This is a genomic window from Shewanella algae, from assembly GCF_009183365.2.
GTDB classification, from domain to species: Bacteria; Pseudomonadota; Gammaproteobacteria; order Enterobacterales; family Shewanellaceae; genus Shewanella; species Shewanella algae.
Genome location: NZ_CP068230.1, coordinates 1,207,374 through 1,226,138 on the forward strand (window position 1 = coordinate 1,207,374; position 18,765 = coordinate 1,226,138).

At 48.9% G+C, this 18,765-nt stretch carries 15 protein-coding genes; 11 read left to right on the forward strand and 4 right to left on the reverse strand.

The window, feature by feature from the left end; translation table 11 throughout:
* Positions 1 to 208: 208 nt before the first annotated feature.
* Positions 209 to 1,669 carry an aminoacyl-histidine dipeptidase gene (locus tag E1N14_RS05475; protein ID WP_025009902.1) on the reverse strand — a complete coding sequence of 487 codons (1,461 nt, stop codon included), beginning with the start codon at positions 1,667 to 1,669 and terminating at the stop codon, positions 209 to 211.
* A gap of 211 nt (positions 1,670 to 1,880) precedes the next feature.
* Between E1N14_RS05475 and E1N14_RS05480 the strand changes: the two genes are divergently transcribed.
* From E1N14_RS05480 to E1N14_RS05495, 4 genes are all read left to right on the forward strand, one after another.
* The gene (locus tag E1N14_RS05480; RefSeq protein WP_025009903.1) at positions 1,881 to 3,407 is read left to right on the forward strand and encodes a M17 family metallopeptidase; all 1,527 of its coding nucleotides are present in this window, start codon (positions 1,881 to 1,883) and stop codon (positions 3,405 to 3,407) included.
* 1,199 nt (positions 3,408 to 4,606) lie between these two features.
* Positions 4,607 to 5,899 carry an NCS2 family permease gene (locus tag E1N14_RS05485; protein WP_025009904.1) on the forward strand — a complete coding sequence of 431 codons (1,293 nt, stop codon included), beginning with the start codon at positions 4,607 to 4,609 and terminating at the stop codon, positions 5,897 to 5,899.
* A gap of 185 nt (positions 5,900 to 6,084) precedes the next feature.
* Positions 6,085 to 7,203, forward strand: coding sequence for a glutamate 5-kinase (proB, locus tag E1N14_RS05490; RefSeq protein ID WP_025009905.1), 1,119 nt, complete (start codon positions 6,085 to 6,087; stop codon positions 7,201 to 7,203).
* The gene (locus E1N14_RS05495; RefSeq protein WP_062793360.1) at positions 7,200 to 8,459 is read left to right on the forward strand and encodes a glutamate-5-semialdehyde dehydrogenase; all 1,260 of its coding nucleotides are present in this window, start codon (positions 7,200 to 7,202) and stop codon (positions 8,457 to 8,459) included. The genes proB and E1N14_RS05495 overlap by 4 nt, the downstream gene beginning before the upstream one ends.
* Before the next feature lie 84 nt (positions 8,460 to 8,543).
* On the opposite strand, the gene ybaK is transcribed toward E1N14_RS05495, so the two are convergent.
* Together ybaK and E1N14_RS05505 are read right to left on the reverse strand one after the other, a co-directional pair.
* A complete protein-coding gene (ybaK, locus tag E1N14_RS05500; RefSeq protein ID WP_028780679.1) occupies positions 8,544 to 9,017 on the reverse strand; it encodes a Cys-tRNA(Pro) deacylase in 474 nt (157 codons plus the stop codon).
* A 397-nt stretch (positions 9,018 to 9,414) separates the two neighbouring features.
* Complete coding sequence (locus tag E1N14_RS05505) at positions 9,415 to 9,708, reverse strand: DUF3144 domain-containing protein (protein WP_025009906.1); 294 nt, start codon at positions 9,706 to 9,708, stop codon at positions 9,415 to 9,417.
* An 873-nt stretch (positions 9,709 to 10,581) separates the two neighbouring features.
* Between E1N14_RS05505 and E1N14_RS05510 the strand changes: the two genes are divergently transcribed.
* The 7 genes from E1N14_RS05510 (at position 10,582) to E1N14_RS05540 (ending at position 17,527) form a co-directional block, all read left to right on the forward strand.
* Positions 10,582 to 11,376 (forward strand): hypothetical protein, encoded by a 795-nt coding sequence (locus E1N14_RS05510; protein WP_025009907.1) that lies wholly within the window; start codon positions 10,582 to 10,584, stop codon positions 11,374 to 11,376.
* A 1,040-nt stretch (positions 11,377 to 12,416) separates the two neighbouring features.
* Positions 12,417 to 12,659, forward strand: a complete 243-nt coding sequence (locus E1N14_RS05515; RefSeq protein ID WP_025009908.1) for a hypothetical protein — start codon at positions 12,417 to 12,419, stop codon at positions 12,657 to 12,659.
* A gap of 78 nt (positions 12,660 to 12,737) precedes the next feature.
* Positions 12,738 to 13,136 (forward strand): SMI1/KNR4 family protein, encoded by a 399-nt coding sequence (locus E1N14_RS05520; RefSeq protein WP_025009909.1) that lies wholly within the window; start codon positions 12,738 to 12,740, stop codon positions 13,134 to 13,136.
* A gap of 139 nt (positions 13,137 to 13,275) precedes the next feature.
* Entirely contained in the window at positions 13,276 to 13,650 is a 375-nt protein-coding gene (locus tag E1N14_RS05525; RefSeq protein WP_062793361.1) for a hypothetical protein, read from the forward strand.
* Between the two features lie 1,224 nt (positions 13,651 to 14,874).
* Positions 14,875 to 15,906: a DUF4272 domain-containing protein gene (locus tag E1N14_RS05530; protein WP_025009911.1), complete on the forward strand. Its 1,032-nt coding sequence runs from the start codon at positions 14,875 to 14,877 to the stop codon at positions 15,904 to 15,906.
* Between the two features lie 166 nt (positions 15,907 to 16,072).
* Entirely contained in the window at positions 16,073 to 16,981 is a 909-nt protein-coding gene (locus E1N14_RS05535; protein WP_025009912.1) for a hypothetical protein, read from the forward strand.
* A gap of 33 nt (positions 16,982 to 17,014) precedes the next feature.
* Complete coding sequence (locus E1N14_RS05540; RefSeq protein WP_025009913.1) at positions 17,015 to 17,527, forward strand: lipocalin family protein; 513 nt, start codon at positions 17,015 to 17,017, stop codon at positions 17,525 to 17,527.
* 255 nt (positions 17,528 to 17,782) lie between these two features.
* On the opposite strand, the gene E1N14_RS05545 is transcribed toward E1N14_RS05540, so the two are convergent.
* On the reverse strand, positions 17,783 to 18,685 hold the full coding sequence (locus E1N14_RS05545; protein WP_025009914.1) for a DMT family transporter: 903 nt from the start codon (positions 18,683 to 18,685) through the stop codon (positions 17,783 to 17,785).
* Between the last annotated feature and the right edge of the window lie 80 nt (positions 18,686 to 18,765).

The following is an 18,765-nucleotide window of genomic DNA, read 5'->3' on the forward strand; positions in this document are numbered from 1 at the left end:
CATCAAAAAGCCGCCCCGGAGTGCTCCAGGGGCGGCTTTTTTACTCTTGCTAACTTGAAGAGGCAGCTGTGTTGGCAATCTTCGTTCATCCCAATCACATAGTTTGCCCATGTTGATGGGGAGCCACTCTTGCAGCCTTTGCCTCCTTGCCGCAACGCCAAGTCGTTTGGCGCTATTTATTCAAGGCTTAAGTGCCTTTCTCAAGGTGTCAGGCCTTTTCTGGAATACGCTCCAGTACAGCCAACAGCAGCTGCCAATATTGGCCCACTGTGGTGATATTCACCATTTCATCCGGGCTGTGAGGGAAACGTATGGTGGGGCCGATAGACACCATATCCATGGCCGGATAGGGCTCCTTGAACAGGCCACATTCCAAACCGGCATGGATCACCATGATCACCGGCTCTTTATGGTAGATGTCCTGATAGGTGTCGCGCACAATCGCCATCACAGGAGACTGGCTGTCTGGTTTCCAGCCTGGGTAGGCGCCGGAGAGATCGATTTCGGCACCGGCCAGGTTGGCCAGGGCGATCAGCATGCCCTCAATCTGGCTGCGGCCTGAGTCAATCAAGGAGCGGATCAGGCACAGGAGTTTAACATCCTGCTCGCTGGTATTGATCACCCCGAGGTTGAGTGAGGTCTCGGTCACGCCTTCAATCTCGTCACTCATCCGCATGACACCATTGGGGCAGGCATGCAGCAGATCGATAAGAGTGTTCTGACTCTGCTCGCTCATCACTTTGGCAGGCAGCGGCACTTCGGTGAGAGTCAGGCAAGCGGCCGGATCGGCAACCGCCAGCTCTTCTCTAAGCAGTGCCTGGAAAGCCGCGGCGGCTTCGCTCAAAGCTGTGGCTTGTTCGGCCGGTACCAGAATAGTGGCACTGGCTTCACGGGGAATGGCGTTACGCAGCGAGCCGCCGTTGAATTCGGCCAGTTCCAGCTGCAGGCTTTCGCTGTGTTCAAACAGAAAACGGGCCAGCAGCTTGTTGGCATTACCGCGTCCCAGGTGAATGTTCACCCCTGAGTGGCCACCCTTTAGCCCGGAGAGTGTCAGGTTGAATGCCTGGAAACCATCGCCTGTGGCTTCCCAGACCATGGGCAGGGTGATCTCGGCATCCACGCCACCGGCGCAGCCCATGTAGATCTCGCCTTCCTGCTCGGAATCTGTGTTGATCAGGATTTCACCGCGAAGCATACCGGCTTCCAGGCCAAAGGCTCCTGTCATACCCGCTTCTTCATCTATGGTCAGCAGCACTTCCAGTGGCCCGTGGGGAATATCGTCACTGCCGAGAATTGCCAGCGCCGATGCCATGCCTATGCCGTTATCGGCACCCAGAGTCGTGCCCTGAGCCTTGACCCAGTCGCCATCAATCCAGGGCTGGATCGGATCTTTGACGAAGTCATGCTCTTTATCGGCATTTTTCTGCGGCACCATATCGATATGGGCCTGGATCACCACGGGTTTGCGGTTTTCCATCCCGGGAGTGGCATCTTTGCGAATAATCAGGTTACCGACTTTATCTTCGATAACCTCAAGCTGACGGTCTTTGGCCCAGTTCTGAATATACTGGCTGAGCGCGGCTTCATGTTTGGATGGGTGAGGAATGGCACAGATTTGTTCAAACCACTGCCATAGAGGCTGAGGTTGCAATTGGCTGAGACTGGACACAGCAAACTCCTGATCTTTTCGTCTGGTTGGCGGGCTTGGACCGGGCCAAGCGCGAGTTGTCATCAGTCTACCACAGAGCGACGTAAGGGCGCAGAACCCAGTTGGGACAATTGTTTATTTGTGGCAGCGAAACTTGCCAGCCAGATATTGGTAATCCGGCGCCGGAAAGGGAATAATGCTGGGCGCCAATAAAAAATAATTAGGATGGGTCATGGTTGAATTTATTGATGTTACTGACCAGGATGCAATTTTCAGTGAGGCAGACTGGGATGCATTGCTGGTGGTCAGCGCCGATGTGACGGCGTGTCCAATCGAAGAGGTGGCGATACTGGCCTCCCATGGGGCTCAAGTTGACAAACGGGTGGGCAAGAGCCCAACCCTGTTGTTTGCTCCTGGGCTTGCCGGTGGCCGCTTGATTATCGCCCCGGTCGCGCCGCTTGGCGATTATGACGATGTGCGCGCCTTTGCCAATGCCGCCCGTGCCGGTATCGCCATCGCCCGTGACGCCGGAGCCAAAAGGCCGCTATTGTGGGTTGATAAGCCTGCATCCTTAGGTGATGAATACGCCAAGGCAGATATGGTTGCGGCGCTGGCAACGGCGCAGGAGCTATGGCAGCCATTGGAAGCCCGTGAGGCGGGCGCCGCCCTTGACAGCATAGAAGCCATAGGGGTGATGAACGGCGCAGATGCCGGCATGCTCAATGCCATTGAAGCCGGCCGCACCCTTGCCAGAGATCTTTGCGGCACTGAGCCCGAGCGCATGGGCGCCCCTGCCTTTGCCGATTACTGCCTCAACGCCTTCAAAGATTCAGGGCTGTCGCTGCAGGTCGTGGAAGACAGAGACATTCTCGAGCGGGACTATCCCTTGCTGAGCGCTGTGGCGCGGGCCTCTTTTGCCGTGGCCAGACATCAGCCCAGAGTCGTTAAATTGGAGTACCGCGGCGAAGGTGACATCCAGCACAACTATTTCTTTGCCGGCAAGGGCGTGGTGTATGACACAGGCGGCGCCGATCTGAAAGTGGGCGGTGCCATGGCCGGTATGAGCCGCGACAAGGGCGGCGCGGCTGCCGTGGCCGGTTTGATGAAGACCTTGTCATTACTCAAGCCCAAAGGCATTCGTGTGGTGGCCGAACTGGGGCTGGTACGCAACAGTATAGGCAGCGAAGCCTTTGTCACGGACGAAATCATCACAGCCCATTCGGGTGTCAGGGTCAGGATTGGCAATACCGATGCCGAAGGACGTTTAGTGCTGGCCGACTTGCTGTCCCATCTGCGTTTAAAGGCGCAGGGCAGTGCGGCGCCCGAGCTATTCTCTGTGGCAACCCTGACCGGCCATGTGGTGCGAGCCTATGGATCTTACAGTGCGGTAGTGGCCAACGCCGTTGCCGAGCAACAGGCATTACCCAAGCGGTTGCAAGCCAGCGCCGAACGTTACGGTGAAGGGCTGGAGCTGTCCCGTTTGCGTAAGGAAGATTTTGCCAAGGTGCGTGATGTTTCCGGCGCCTCTGAGCTACTTTCTTCCAATAATGCGCCCTCATCGGTTACCGCCAGAGGGCACCAGTATCCGGCGGCCTTCCTGCTAAAGGCTTCCGGATTGGCGCAACACGGGGTAAAAGACGCTCAGCCCATGGCCTATAGTCATCTGGATATCGCCGGCAGTGCCACAGAAGGTGATCCCCTCTATGGCAAACCTACGGCGGCGCCGCTGCTTGGGTTGTTTGCCTATATGACTGAGTAAGCCCTCAACGCCTCCCGGCCGATGTCGTCGGCCGGGTTATCCCTGCACCCTGTCCGTTGGCTTTTCTTCACTTGGCGACCGCTATGTTGGCATCACATGGCCCCGATATTTGCTGGACGTCATCTCACCCAAGCTATCCACTGCGAGTGATTGGATCTCGCCCCTGCTTTAGGTTGTTATTTGACACGATATCTGAAAACAACAGAAAACTTTCAGATGGATTTTTACCCAGCCCTTGGGTGGGGTGATCCAATTCACCTTAACTGGTCTTACCTCTTTGAGATCACGCTTTTACCCCCGCCGGGAGACTAACATTTGGGCTGTAACTGACAGCTAATTACAGTGTTAGATTTTACTTAATTGGAATGAGGTTGGCCTGATTGGCTTTTGATTTATTTATTTAAAATCAAATGGTAATGAGTGTTCTCTTACTATGTTTCGAGATGTATCATTAGGTGCGGTGGGTAAATCCTGTGTAACTTTTATGTAATTGTCTTACAGTTTTAGGTGTATTTTAAATTTCTAGCCTTAATACTTGTAATAAAATTACAGGTGGCTATAATAGCTCTCGTTGGTTAGGCAAGCGCCTTCCACCTCTAGTCAATCCAGGATGGATAACTATCTCCAAGGAAATGAGTGACAAGTTGTCTCCACGGATATGAGAACCTCTAGTTCCAGGGAACCGAGCCAAGCTTCACTAGAGTATTTATTTCACAACTTTGTTAGGAGTATCGGCTATGTCTTACACAGGCAAAAACAACGTAGTTTATTGGAGCAACACCTGGTTTGATTGTCAGGTTTTGCGCGGCGGCATGTTCGCCATGAGTTTCAAGGGCTGACTACCCCTTTAAGTAGTTCCATCATCCATCAACCTTTGTTCACCACTCTGTGGTGTATTTAGACTCAAGTCGCAATAGAAGTTTTGCTTCTGTTGCCAGGTGTTACCCGCTAGCGCGGTAGACTCTTTCCCTTTTGGGTGCTTGATACATGTCTTGGCCTGCTCTTTGAGCAGGCTTTTTTTTGTCCGCAGCAAAATGTGAATAAATTGTGAGCTGGTGGGCATTTAATGGATACCACAGGTAGCCTCCATGCTCTGGTGCTGGTCTGATCAGGTCAAACTCCCTATAATCTGCCGCCGATGACCTCGTTAAAGAAGTGTCACAAACCTCCCTACACTCAAACTCAAGGAACCTGGTTCCATGTTGGAAAAACTGTTCAAGTTAAAGCAAAACAAAACCTCTCTGAAGCAGGAAGCCGTGGCGGGTCTGACCACCTTTCTGACCATGGCTTACATCATCTTCGTTAACCCCTCTATGCTGGCCGATGCCGGTATGGATCAAGGCGCTGTCTTCGTGGCGACCTGTGTCGCGGCGGCGATAGGCTGTCTGGTCATGGGGCTGCTGGCCAATTATCCCATAGCCCTGGCGCCGGGAATGGGCCTCAACGCCTTTTTTACCTACACAGTTGTGGGGGAAATGGGCTATAGCTGGGAAACCGCGCTCGGCGCAGTATTCCTCTCCGGGATCTGCTTTATGATCCTCTCCCTGGTGCGAATTCGGGAATGGGTGGTCAACTCCATTCCCATGTCGCTGCGCCTTGGCATAGCCGCAGGTATCGGCCTGTTTTTGGCGCTCATCGGCCTCAAGAGTGCCGGCATAGTGGTTGCCAACCCGGCAACACTCGTAGGTATGGGCGATATCACTGCATTTCCGGCACTGATGTCGGTATTGGGGTTCTTCCTGATCATCGCTTTTGTTCAGCGTGGTTATAAGGCGGCGGTGATCCTCAGCATTCTGGCCATCACAGTGTTGGGGCTGGCCTTTGGTGATGTGCAATATAGTGGCCTGGTATCCATGCCGCCTTCCATAGCGCCCACCTTTATGAAGATGGATCTCTCCGGCATGCTGGAGATCAGCATGATTTCCGTGGTGTTTGCCTTTTTGTTTGTGGACTTGTTTGATACCTCGGGCACCTTGGTAGCCGTGGCCCATCGTGGCGGTTTTCTGGATGATAAGGGGCGCCTGCCAAGACTCAATCGCGCCCTGACCGCCGACAGCGCCGCCACTATTGCTGGGGCCATGCTGGGTACCTCGACCACCACAAGTTATGTCGAGAGTACCTCTGGCGTTAGTGCCGGTGGCCGTACCGGCTTGACCGCCGTCGTGGTCGGACTGCTGTTTTTGGCCTCGCTCTTTATCTCGCCGCTGGCCGGTATGGTGCCAGCCTATGCTACCGCGGGCACCCTCTTCTATGTGGCGATTCTGATGATGTCTGGTCTGGTGCATGTAGAGTGGGAAGATTTGACCGAGGCTGCCCCCGTGGTGGTGGTCTGCCTGTTGATGCCATTAACCTTCTCAATTGCCACGGGGATCGCCTTTGGCTTTATCGCCTATGCGGCGATTAAACTTCTCTGCGGCCGTTTTCGCGATCTCAACGCCGGGGTTGTGGCACTGGCGCTGCTGTTTATTCTCAAGTTTGCCTACGGGAGCTAAAGGTAAAACGCGAGCAAGTGCTTTATAAACAGTATTTATTGAGGGTCATACTTTGTATGGCCCTTTTTGTATGAGATACCGCAATAAATAACGATTTTATCCACTTGAAGGCCTACTGCCGCTAGGAATCAGGCGACGGATTGGGTATAAGATTTATCCCCGACTTTTTTAAGCAAATACAAGTGATGAACTTGAGTGACACACGCTACCGCCGGGTAGTGGTAAAACTGGGTACCAGTGTACTTACCTCCGGCAGCAAGCGCCTGGACAAGGCCCATATGGTCGAACTGGCCAGGCAGATGGCGACCCTGATGCGCGCCGGTATCGAAGTGGTTTTGTGTACCTCCGGCGCCATTGCCGCCGGGCGTGAGCACCTGATGTATCCGGAGTTGCCGGATACCATGGCCAACAAGCAGTTACTGGCGGCTGTGGGCCAGAGCCAGTTGATCCTGGCCTGGGCTCAGTTGTTCAGTATTTATGGTCTGCACGTGGGGCAGTTGCTGCTGACCCGGGCGGATCTGCACGATCGCGAGCGCTATCTCAACGCCAGAGATACCCTGAATGCGCTGCTGAAACAGAATATTATCCCCATCATCAATGAAAACGATGCCGTTGCCACCAATGAGATCAAGGTTGGGGACAACGACAACCTGTCCGCCCGCGCAGCGCTTTTGTGCGATGCCGACTTGCTGATCCTGCTGACAGACCAAAAAGGTTTGTTCGATGCCGATCCGCGCCACAATCCCAATGCTCATCTTATCAGCGAAGTGGCCAATATCGACGACAGCCTGCGGCAACTGGCCGGCGGTTCAGTTTCCGGATTGGGTACCGGCGGCATGGCAACCAAGCTGGAGGCGGCCGACATAGCTCGCCGCGCCGGTATCGAAGTGGTTATCGCCTCGGGCCATCATCCGGATGCTATCGAAAAAATCGCTGCCGGCGAGTCAGTGGGGACTCACTTCTGCGCCATCGAAACCCCGCTGGAGAGCCGCAAACAGTGGATTCTTGCCGGGCCCAAGGCCAAGGGGAAACTGACCTTGGATGAAGGCGCGGTGCGAGCGGTAACCGAAAAGGGCCGCAGTCTGTTGTCCAAGGGGATTATCGCCGTCGAGGGCGAGTTTGAACGGGGCGCCACAGTGCAACTCTTGGATCCCAATGGCCGTAAACTGGCGCGGGGGATCTGCCGCTACAGCGCCGTGGCCCTCAAACGTATCGCGGGCCAGCATTCAGATAACATTGAATCCTTGCTGGGCTATGACTATGGTGATGCAATAGTGCACCGCAACGACATGGTGGTTTTATGACAGCTGAATATCTGCAACAACTGGGGCAAAGGGCCAAGGAAGCCAGTTTTGCCCTGGCTAATCTTTCCGGCACCGCCAAGCAGCAACTGCTGCATAATATCGTTGCCGCTCTCAAGGCCGATGAAGCGGCAATCCTCGCGGCCAATGAGCAGGATGTAGCCGCGGCCAAAGAGGTCGGTCTCAACGAGGCCATGATAGACAGGTTGCTGCTGGATAAGCCGCGCCTGGCTGGAGTCATAGCCGATATCGACAATGTGATTGCCCTTGCCGATCCCATTGGCCGCGAATATGACAGCCGGGTGCTGGATAACGGCTTGCGCCTGTGCCGCCGCGCCGTGCCACTGGGGGTGATAGGCATTATCTATGAGGCCAGACCCAATGTGACTGTGGATATCGCCGTGCTGGCCCTTAAAACCGGTAATGCGGTGATCCTCCGTGGTGGCAAGGAAACCCTGAAATCCAACCTGGCACTAGCCAAGGCGATTCGCCAGGGCGTTAAAGCCAGTGGCTTGCCGGAAGATGCGGTGCAGCTTATCGACAACCCGGATCGTACCCTGGTTACCGGCCTGCTCAAACTGGATCAATATGTGGATATGATAGTGCCCCGCGGCGGCGACAAGCTGCAGCGGCTCTGCGCCGATCAGGCGACCATCCCGGTTATTCTCGGCGGTATCGGTATCTGCCATCTCTATCTGGATAAGGCGGCCGATCTGGAGAAGGCCATTCCTGTCATCCTCAACGCCAAGGTGCAGCGCCCAACCGTATGTAACGCCCTGGATACCCTGTTGGTGCATAAGCAGATAGCCAAGGAGGCATTGCCCAAGGTGGCCAAGGCCTTAGTCGATGCCGGGGTTAAGCTGGTAGGTTGCCCCGAGACTGTGGCTATTCTTGGATCCGAGCAAGTGGCCGCCGCCAGCGAGGATAGCTTTGCTACCGAGTGGTTATCTCTCAATCTGGGGATCCGGGTAGTCGATGATATCCAGCAGGCCATAGGTCATATTCGCCGCTATTCCAGCGGTCACTCCGAGGCTATCCTCACGGATGATATCAATGCCGCCACCGAGTTTATGAATCAGGTGAATTCGGCGGCGGTTTACCTCAATGCCAGCACCCGTTTCACCGATGGCGGCCAGTTTGGCCTGGGCGCCGAGGTGGCTGTCAGTACTCAGAAACTGCATGCCAGAGGCCCCATGGGACTGGAAGCACTGACCACCTACAAGTGGTTGGGTGTCGGTGATTACACCGCCAGAAGTTAGTGTTTACTTCTTGTAAAAGGGATTCAGAGCATAGTGTAACCCAAGCCCCGCAGTTGCGGGGCTTTTGCTTTGGCCGCTTACGATTCAGCTCTTAATCGCCGCAAAACTGCCGCGGCAGAGCTTGGCCAAGTCCTCTGCGGCAAGACAGATCTCCAGTCCGCGGCGACCGGCGCTGACATAGATGCTGTCAAACTCCTGGGCGCTGGCGTCTATCACTGTGGGTAACTGCTTTTTCTGCCCCAGAGGGCTAATGCCTCCCACCAGATAGCCGGATGAACGCTGCGCCAACTGCGGATTGGCCATCACCAACTTCTTGGCCTTAATCGCCTTGGCAACGCATTTCAAGCTGAGTTGATGATTCACTGGCACCAGGGCCACCGCCAGTGGCGGCGACTTTTCATCGCTGCTGACCAGCAGAGTCTTGAATACCCGGTTGGGATCCAGTCCAAGTGCACTGGCGGCCTCTTCTCCGTAGGAAGGGGCATTCTTGTCGTGGTGATATTCGTGAACGGTAAAAGAGATCCCCGCCTTGGTGGCGAGATCGATTGCGGGTGTCACAAGTGTCTCCTTAGGTGATGGCGTGAGTAGCGTTTAGTATCGCGTTTTAATCCGGAGATCTGTTGCGCCAAAACCTGTCTAACTATCAAAATAGGTGTCATAGCATAAGCCTCAAGCCTTTCTGGGTCGAGACAGCGGGTCACTCTTTTAAGACTCAGTTTAAGAGCAAGACCACAAAGCGGCACAAAAGCTTAAGTATTAACTCAGACAATAGCTTAGAAAATAGCCAAGAAAAATAGCTCAGACAATAGCCTAGATATCGGTGGCGATTCAATCTGAATTCGAGGCTAATCAAAGGATGGCAAAATCGATAGGCTAGGGAAGGGCTTTAAACATGAGTTAAGTCAAAATAAAACGCCCGGCATCAGGCTGGGCATTTTGAAATACTATGGCGGCCTTACTTCTGCGTTGCGCGGTAGTGGTCGAAATTCTCGATATAGTCGTCCATAGAGCCTTCAAGCATCTCCTTGTAGCGCTCCATATAGTAATCCATCATCTCTTGCTTCTTCGACTGCATCTGCTCCTTGGTGGCAAAACCGGTAGAGCCGAACCAGGCATTGTAGCGAGCCAGGGCATACATGAAGGAGGCACTGACTTCACCGGTTTGGACTTCAGTATTCTGGTTCTGTTTGTTGGCCAATTCGATGAGCTCACTGGCACGCTGAAAAAACGCCTTATCTGTATCAGACATCTGAGATTCCTGTTTAAAGTCGAGAGCTTGCCTCTCGGTATTAGGGTTAGCTTACCCTAGAGTGTTTTGCTGCAAACTGCTGTAATCCGCCTCACATTCCTGATTGCTAAAGCTCAACAAGCATGAGCTGAATCGCAAAGAGAGCAACTATCTTCCCAAATAGCCAATCATTTCGGCGCCGGCAGTTAAAACAGTATTTTATCGCTTTTATCTAATTTCTCCCTATTGGCGATTTTTTCACTTATCTACCATGGTTATTGTAGATACAATTCAACTACTTATGTTAGACTTTTTTTCTTAACTGCAGCGGATATGACTCTCAGTGTAGTAGGCCATGATAGGGAATATTGGCCTGACATAGTTCCCGGGCCGCTCTCGGCGGTTTTGGGGGATCTTCAGGGACGAAGTCAGTTTCGTGTCCGTGCGGTAGCTATGCCTGCAGCAAAATGTTCCGCAAAAGCAGCCTGTTTTAGATGGTTTGCGCGTTAATCTGTTGGCGGAATTAAAAATGTCAATAAAGCCAAGTGTATAGTGTTTTTTGGTAGATGGCAGATTTGGAAACTGTAGTGGCAAAAGAGCCTTTCGGTGAGGTTGAGTCAATGAAGTTTCCGAACAATATAATTCAGTTCACTGGAACCAACAGAAGCTAACAAGCGCATGCTGTCGAAAAATTAAGACGCCTGTTGTGGTCTATTTTTCACTAGGAATCTCTGAAGTTATTTTAACGTCTGCTCCTTGCCAGCTTACTGTTGGGGGGACTTTTTTCGCTGCAACGGTAGCTAGCTTCAGAAATTAAATAACCATCCTTCGCTACGATAAGTAATCGTATCTATTTTAATACATAGAATTTTATATTTTAACTAAGGGTTAACATTGAAGACGACTATTGAAACATCGCACTCTGAAATTATCTTTAATATTGAAGTTGATGACCTCGACTCTTTTGAATGTTTAAATGCGCTGGCCGATGTGTATCTTGATCTGAGTTATCAGATTGATGAGAAGCTCTCGGAACATGGTGTCAGTGTGGAATTCCACACGCTGTTCTATTCCATTAATGTTATGACCCCGGAAGGCCAGGTGGAGGAAGAGGAGGTGTTCGCTAAGTTTGTGGGTAACTCAACCCTGGAAGCGAAAGCGGCTACCTTTATCAGCAACGTTAATATCTGGTGTCGAACCCGTGACGACGACAGAATCTGGCAGGATGATGAAAATCCGCTGGCCGAGAACGCTGCTTATGTTTTGTGTATGCAGGATCTGAAATACATCCCGTTATATGTTGAGCTATTACTGCTGAACGATCTGGATCATGAGGTGTACCAGAATGATCATATCGAAGCCTTGATCGAAAAACACGGCATTTGTAAGCCTATGCTGACGCTGCTGGCGCATCGGGCAGGTGGCGCAGGTGGTCAGTGGGGGTCACTGCAGGTCGAAGCACACCAGGATGTGTTGCTGGATTATTTTGCTGAATATCCGCAACATCTTAAGTTATTTCTGGAAACCGGGGTTAAGTCCGTATACGATCAGTACATGGGTGGTGAGTTGTGGTTTGCAGCGATTCGTTTTTATGCGGATTTTATTGCCGATGAGAATGAGCGTGAAGATTGGTTAAGTCAGCAGGAACAAACCGCCTGGATTTATTTTAACAGTATTGATTTTGACTAATTGGAATAAAAGTCCTTAAAAGTATAAAATAATTTCGCGTGGTTAACCTTTTTAAGGTGGTTCTTATGCCACGCCATTGTCGCTTCTTCGTTCTATTCCTAATGCTCCAGATTGCAGTGTTAAATAGATAAAAGAGTCCATACCTGAAACCAAAGATCTCCGGTATGGTTACTCTGGCAATTGAGTTTTGGCGAGTAAGTGTCAGCGATTTAATTAGTATTATCTTGAATGGTAAGGATCGCGGATATTAATGCAGTCTTCACCGGGAACTGTCTCATAGATAACGCAATACTGGAGTGCTTTCAAAAACTCAGCCAAAATCTGTGGTCGTTTTTTGTAATTAAGACCAAGCCGATAAAAGTGTGTTGGCTGTAGATATGTTGGTTTTCTCTAATTCTTTTCCAGTTTTTGTAAGGAAGTGCAACAAACAGGGGGGTCTGGCTTTACCAATCCACGAAAAAACACGGAGGTCGACACCTGTATAAGGAATTATTATGTCTATGCTTATAGGAAAGTCTAATATTTCAATGTAAGTGCAAAACTCCACCATTTAGCTATTTAGATTATGAGATAATTGAATTGGGTGGAAACAACCAATGACAAGCTAGGTTACAGACGTGCAAAATTTGTGGTTCTGTCTGGGTCAATTATCTAATTGAAGAACCACACTATACAAAATCTGGTAGATGGTGGATAGCTGAGATTCAGTCTAGTGATTTTGGTTATTTAAAATTGAAAATGTTAAAAGCTATATTGAGTCACAAGAATCCTGTTTTGTTGGGGGGAGCTTTTACGAGCAAGGTATACATAGGCAAAGTAAACCGGCTAATAAAAAGAAAAAACGTTGGTTCTCAGCATTAATAACGTGGTAGTTAGGCTTCGGTTATGCTTAAATAGGTTAAGTCTAATCAAACATCTGCAATGCCAGGCTCTTTTTATCTCAGTGTGCTTAAGTTACCTAGCGGTGCTTGGATGCAGACCGAAAGAAGATTAACTTGTCGTTCTATAATAGGGCGCTTGATTTTTGTTAAAGAGGTCAAATGGTAGATTTCAGTATTTCACAAATAGGCGCGCTGATTCTGCTCCGGAATTTTAAGCTTTCAAACTTGCTAGAGTCAAAAATAATGGTGGCACCATTAAAGGCTGATGTCTGGAATTTGCGTTGTAAAAAAGATGAGCTGCTAAAGCTTCAGAAAGAATTGGCAGTAAAACTCAAACAAAATGAACAAAAATCTTCCCTAGGCTTGGTTCTTGAAGAAATTGATGAAATATGTAAAAAATAATAGGCTAATTATTATTGTCCATTCTGGGCTGAACCTCGTTACGATTGGCTGTTTTCGGTATTATGCATAGAGGAAGGTATGGAATACGTAAACAAACCACCTGGAGTAAGTAGAGAATCGATTAGAGAGCTTGAAGAGGCTTTTGGTGTTAGCTTACCAAGTGAATTTTATGATTGGTGGCAGAAAAGTAATGGGGCGGACATCTTTTTTGGTTTTAAAGAGCTGCAATTTTTCTCAATCATAGAAATACTAGGTGAGGATATATACGAGTTAAAGAAGTATATGCCTAACTCAATACCTGTTTGCATGGATGGGAATGGTAATATTTGCGTGGCAAAAATTGAACAGGAAAGAATTTCTGGCTATTACATCGCTAATTGTGGCGACTTAGGTTGGGATGAGGCAAAATTTGTTGCCAAGTCTCTTGTTGAACTGATAAATGATCAAGTTTCGCCAGAAAGTAGGTTAAATACATGAAAAGTGACTGTGATATTCTTTTTTGAAAAACACTGTTTTAACTTTGCCTAATACCCATGTGCGCTAATTGCTTTAAGGTATTTGTTCGGTACAACCGTTTGCTCGCATTGTGTAACTGTTATTTTTATAGGGAGTGCTTGTGATATTTCCAAGTTATTATACGGAATGGCTCAGTAGTATTGATACAGCTGAAGTGGTCTATTACAGAGGGAGTGAGTTCTATTTGTTCCCGGAGAGTGAGCTTGCTGATGAAGTCACGATAGATAAAAACACTGTCAACACCTTTAACCAGCTTTATGCCTTCATCAAAACTCAATTAGAAGTTTCCGGCAGCTCTCCTTTAACCATTGAACAGTGCAGCTCTTGCATTACTATCGGAACTGATAATGGTAATCCAGTTTTTATCGATCTAATGCGCGAATCAGAATTGTTCTGCTACTACCTGGATGGTGGTTATGTTGAAGCCAAAGGTGGTAACTTGCTAAGCCTGACTATCGAGGCAAGAAACATATAGAAATCACTCAAGAGGGAGCTCTTCTTTGCCAAATAACTGGAGACTCAGAAATTACCACTAAAGGCACGCTGATGTTCAATTTTTGGCTAGTCAAGGTTCGCGATTAATCCCGCAATATACTGATCATATTTATTATGTTGGTTATGTTGATGGAGTGGCATGCTTTAGTGGTCTGATCCTTGATTATTAATTAGAAGTTAGCATGTTCCTGCGCGGGGTAGTAACCGAGTTTAACCCAGCCATACAGTAAGCTCTGATATTATGTGCATTAACAGCATAGGCAGCTACTATTGACAAGGTTATGAACTTAAGGGAATTGAAATTGTCTATTGGGAAAAGAGAGTAGACGTTAAGATAGTTTGTTATCAATTTTTACAGACATACAGAGATAGAATGTTAGTTGCCGTTGCATATATCATAGTCACCTTGCTGATGCTCATAATGCTATTAAAGAAAGGGCGTTCAAAATTGATGCTTTTATACTTTATGTTGGAGCTTTATTTTGGCGTGGTTGCGCTAGCTTCTTATATGGATTAGTTCGAAAGTATCAATATTAGGAAGTGCTCAGGTAGCGAGGCGCTCAACTCTGGTTTTCCTGTCTAATGTAGGGAAACCCTAGAAACGAGCAAGTTGGCATCCACTGGTTAACAGTAATGAAATTTGTGGGTTTATTGGATTTTGGGTGAGTGTTTTGGCTTTTCTGGTATTAGTTGTTAGTAAGAGTTATGAATTAAATGAGATGGATTAATTTCTAAAAAACGACATGTCGACAAAACAGCCTTGCGCTCATGGTGAAGGTATCAGCCCTTCGATTATGTGGAAATGCAGCTTATGCTGCTGGCGAATAACTTTTCTATACGGTCGGCAGCGTCATTTGGGTTTAACTTCCTCTGGATTTCAACTTCTGCATGGAGGTAGAGTGGATTGTAAGAGGTGGATTTTATGCTTGGAAACCCAATAAGGAACGAATGACATCAGAGTTAAATCAAGGCTGAGATTATTTTGGATGTATACAATATGGCCGGTGGCTTTTTAGTCATGCATTTGACTGCGCTAATCAAGAATCAAGATTGACTCAGGCATAATTGTCACTTGAATAATTATTTTAATTTTATAGATTTATATTAAACAAGCCGGGAGTGATAATCCCCCGAAACTTTAGGCGATATTTTTATATGGTGACTGGTTGCACCCGGCAATGCCTTTGATTGAAATGGAGTTTAAATGAGTATTTTAGTAAACGCGTATTCCACGCACCTTAATCCTATAGATATCTCTTTTCCACATGTGTTGAATAACAGGCGTGGTTTAAGTGACCCAGAATTGACAAACCACCTTAATGGGTTTCACAGCTATATCCTCGAAAGAGGAGGTAGTGAGATGACTAAAATAAAATATCATCTTCTGCGTCATATACAGAGGGTAAATCATCAGTTTAGCTTCGATCTGGAAGAGGCTCATTTGGACGATTTGTCTACGTGGGCATTGGAGTCGAATTCGATCTTATTCCTCCCAGATGGAACTGTCCGAGATCCAAATGGCCATGTCCTATTTTACCCTGATGGACGTCAGGCCGATGAGGCGGCATTCATTCCATTCCTGGACGCAAGCTATAGCCGCAAGCATCAAACAGAAGCTCTGCTTAAAGCAAGGCATTTAAATGTTCCTCCAACTCCTCCTTTACCTTGTGAGCATGAAATAAGCCTTAGGCCTGTTAGCGAGATTGTTCTTCGTGCAATGTCACTATTTGTTGTCGCCGTCCGAGCTGAGTCTATAGCAACGGGAGACCCGCTCGATATAGAGATGCTGAAGGAACGTATTCCAAGTGGCTTTGTGGCTCTAAGCCCCGCAGAAGAGGCGTTTTTAAAGGCTGAACACCTTGATGATAACCCTGATGAAAGCCTGGTAGTGCAGTTTGTTTGGCGATATGAGGCTGCGGCGCTATTGCTATGGGTATTGGGTATTTTGCCTGAACTGCCATTTCCGGATTCCATTTGTGACGTGCCTGAAATTGCCAGGCTGATGCTCGATTCCAGCTCTTGGGAAGACAGGGTTGAGTTACGGGCGGTCGATGAAGTGCTGGACTGTTTGGACCTGCATTATCGGCTTCATTGGTTATGCCGTCAGGCCGGCATTGACGGGGCAGATATTTCCCCAGATATCGACCGAGGAGTTGTGCTTGAGCGCCATTATGCCCTTAATTGGCTAATCGGCTTTGAGAATAGTGATTGGGATGAAGTGGACACTCCAACTTGATCTATATTCAAACAGCCTAATAAGCTGCGGCATGGATGCTTATTGGTTTTTGGTGCCTGTTAGTATGCGCTTACCATGAGCTTGCAACCGGTTTCCTCGTTTGCACTACAGAGGGAAACGGCTCTCCTGAATTTAATTTAACAGCTTTGGATTAGGTAAATTATTAATGCTTAAAAGAGTCATCATCGGGATTGTCGTTTGCTTTGGCTTGGTCATGCCGATACAGGCGCAAACCTACAAAGGCACCTTGGGCAAGTATTCCATTATGCTTAGCATCCAGGATGATGCCGTGAGCACTTATATGTATACCCGTTACTTGAAGGAGATCCCTCTGGAGCGGGAGGGGTATACCTTTTATCAGCGTTACAGTTCGAAAGAGCAGAAGCTGGAACTGTTCGAGCTTCGCTTGGTAGGGGGGAACCTGCAAGGCACCTGGCAGAATAAACAAAGGGTTTTGCCTGTGCATCTGACGCCGGTTGAGCAAAGCCTTGCCGATTATCGGGCTGAGCATATGAAGTTTACCCTGGTCGGGGAAAAACAGTTTGCTAAGCAAACCATTGAGCTAATCAAAGAAGATCACAGCAACTTTGCTTTTTACCGGCTCGGCAAAGGGTTTACTCAAGCCCAGCAAGCATTTTTAAATCCGCTGCTGGCAAAATTGCACCGGGATTACGTCTCGAATTTTCTGCAATGTGAAGAGGCATCATACGAACCTCAAATAAGCCTGGTCTCTGATGAGTATTTTAGTGTCGTTATTCAGTACCAGATTTCTTGTGGTGGGCCACATCCTGAGTATGGTGAGCAGATGTTGAATTTTGATCTCAGCAAACTGGCGCAGTTGCATAACCTAACGGAACGCTTCCCCAAGTTGGACTATTACTCCTTGTTGAAAGAGAAGTATGCGAATAACAATAAGCTACAAGCTGAATGTGAGTACTTCGAATCCCGGGACAACTGGGCGACGGTGAAATGGCGACTCACCGCGGATGGGGTCATCATTCAACCTTACTATGGTCATTCTATGGCACCCTGTGAAGTTGATTTCTTTCTGAGTACGCAGGAGTTGAATGATTAGAGCTGACAGAACTATGAGTAAATGGGAGGCATCATGAGAAGAATTTTATTGGTTGTGTTTGCGGCTTTGCTCAGTGGTTGCCTGGGTATGCCAGATTCGGTCAAACCTGTATCAGGGTTTGAACTGAACAACTATTTGGGCAAGTGGTATGAGGTGGCTCGCCTCGACCATTCATTTGAGCGAGGCCTCACGCAGGTTACGGCCGAGTATAAGATGAGAAGTGATGGTGGCGTTTCTGTGCTCAACCGGGGCTACTCAGAGGCTGACGGCGAGTGGAAAGAGGCTGAAGGCAAGGCGTACTTTGTTAAAAGTGATACCGACGCTTATCTGAAAGTTTCATTTTTCGGTCCCTTTTACGGCTCTTATGTGGTCTTTGAATTGGATAGAGAAAACTACAGTTATGCCTTCGTTTCCGGGCCAGATACCGATTACCTGTGGTTACTGTCGCGAACGGCGGTTGTTGAGCCTGAGGTAATGGACAAATTTATTCAGATGTCGGCCGAACGCGGTTTTGATACCAGTAAATTGATCTTTGTCGCGCAGTGATAGACATGGCTTAGGGCAGCATAGAAATAGTTTCAGGCAGATAGCCTTGATGACTGAACTATCTTTTTCTCTTTTGCCCGTGGCTTTTTGTAGGGGGAAAGGTCAAGATGAGCTGGAGATAGATTCAAGCGACACAATTTCCCGTATCGCCTGCCAGCAAAAAGGCCAAGGTTTTGATACCTTGGCCTTTTTGTTAAACGCTGCTTCAACAACAGTTTCAATCAAATGCGGTTTGTTCTCAGAGTCAGTTCCCCATCAAACAATGTTCACTTTCGGCGCCTTGGGTTTCAGTACTTTTTGTATCAAGAGGGCTGACAGGATAAGCCCCATGCCTACCAGAGTCGCCAGTGTGATGGTTTCTTTCAATATCAGCGCAATAAACACCATGGACAGGAGTGGCGTCAGAAACACCAGATTGGTGATGCTGGCGGCTCGCTCTGTGGTTCTCAGTGCCATCAACCAGAGCACAAAGGTGACTCCCATTTCAAACAGGCCGACATAGACACCGGCACCGAGGGCTTGCCAATGCAAAGAGGGTAGGCTTTCGGTTGTCAGCAAGGTGATGGTTATCAGCGGCAGGCTCACCAAAAAACTCAGCATCAGGCTGACAATGGCATCGCCCTTGTCTTTGGTATTAATGATCCAATATAGGCACCATAGCAGGGTGCTGGAGAGTGCCAGCAGTATGCCAAAGGGGTTTGCAAAGTCCATTGACAACAGATTGCCACCGGTGGCTATCACCAATACTCCAAAGTAACCTGTGACGGCCGCCAGCATGTCACTGCCCTGTAGTTTTTGCTGCAACATGGGGGCTGCCAACAGCGGCAGCAGCACCGCCCAGGTGTAGTTCAGCGACAGCGCCTGCTGCGCTGGCAGCAGATCATAGGCCTTGAACAGCACCAGATAATAAAGAAAGGGGTTCAGTAACCCTGTTTGCAGGTAAAACCAGGGGCGGGCGCAAAACTGTTGCTTTAATAATTTGAGTTTTCCCTGCCAGGCAAGAATAAGCCCCAGGCAGACGGACGAAGTGATGACGGCAACAAACACCAGTTGCAACGGCGAGAAGAAGCCAAGGGCGATTTTAAAGGCGGTCGCCACTGTGGACCATAGGAATACGGCGGCCATCCCGTAGATCAGGGCCAGCTGGGATTTTCTCACTCTAGACTTCTCTGCCAGTACAGCTATTTGGCGGCCAGGCTGGCCACCTCCGGAATAGACATCATTTTATTCAGCGTCGG

Coding starts and splice junctions, on each gene's coding strand:
- E1N14_RS05480 (WP_025009903.1), top strand. CDS start 1,881: ATGGTTGAATTTATTGATGTTACTGACCAGGATGCAATTTTCAGTGAG.
- E1N14_RS05485 (WP_025009904.1), top strand. CDS start 4,607: ATGTTGGAAAAACTGTTCAAGTTAAAGCAAAACAAAACCTCTCTGAAG.
- proB (WP_025009905.1), top strand. CDS start 6,085: ATGAACTTGAGTGACACACGCTACCGCCGGGTAGTGGTAAAACTGGGT.
- E1N14_RS05495 (WP_062793360.1), top strand. CDS start 7,200: ATGACAGCTGAATATCTGCAACAACTGGGGCAAAGGGCCAAGGAAGCC.
- E1N14_RS05505 (WP_025009906.1), bottom strand. CDS start 9,708: ATGTCTGATACAGATAAGGCGTTTTTTCAGCGTGCCAGTGAGCTCATC.
- E1N14_RS05515 (WP_025009908.1), top strand. CDS start 12,417: ATGGTAGATTTCAGTATTTCACAAATAGGCGCGCTGATTCTGCTCCGG.
- E1N14_RS05520 (WP_025009909.1), top strand. CDS start 12,738: ATGGAATACGTAAACAAACCACCTGGAGTAAGTAGAGAATCGATTAGA.
- E1N14_RS05530 (WP_025009911.1), top strand. CDS start 14,875: ATGAGTATTTTAGTAAACGCGTATTCCACGCACCTTAATCCTATAGAT.
- E1N14_RS05535 (WP_025009912.1), top strand. CDS start 16,073: ATGCTTAAAAGAGTCATCATCGGGATTGTCGTTTGCTTTGGCTTGGTC.
- E1N14_RS05540 (WP_025009913.1), top strand. CDS start 17,015: ATGAGAAGAATTTTATTGGTTGTGTTTGCGGCTTTGCTCAGTGGTTGC.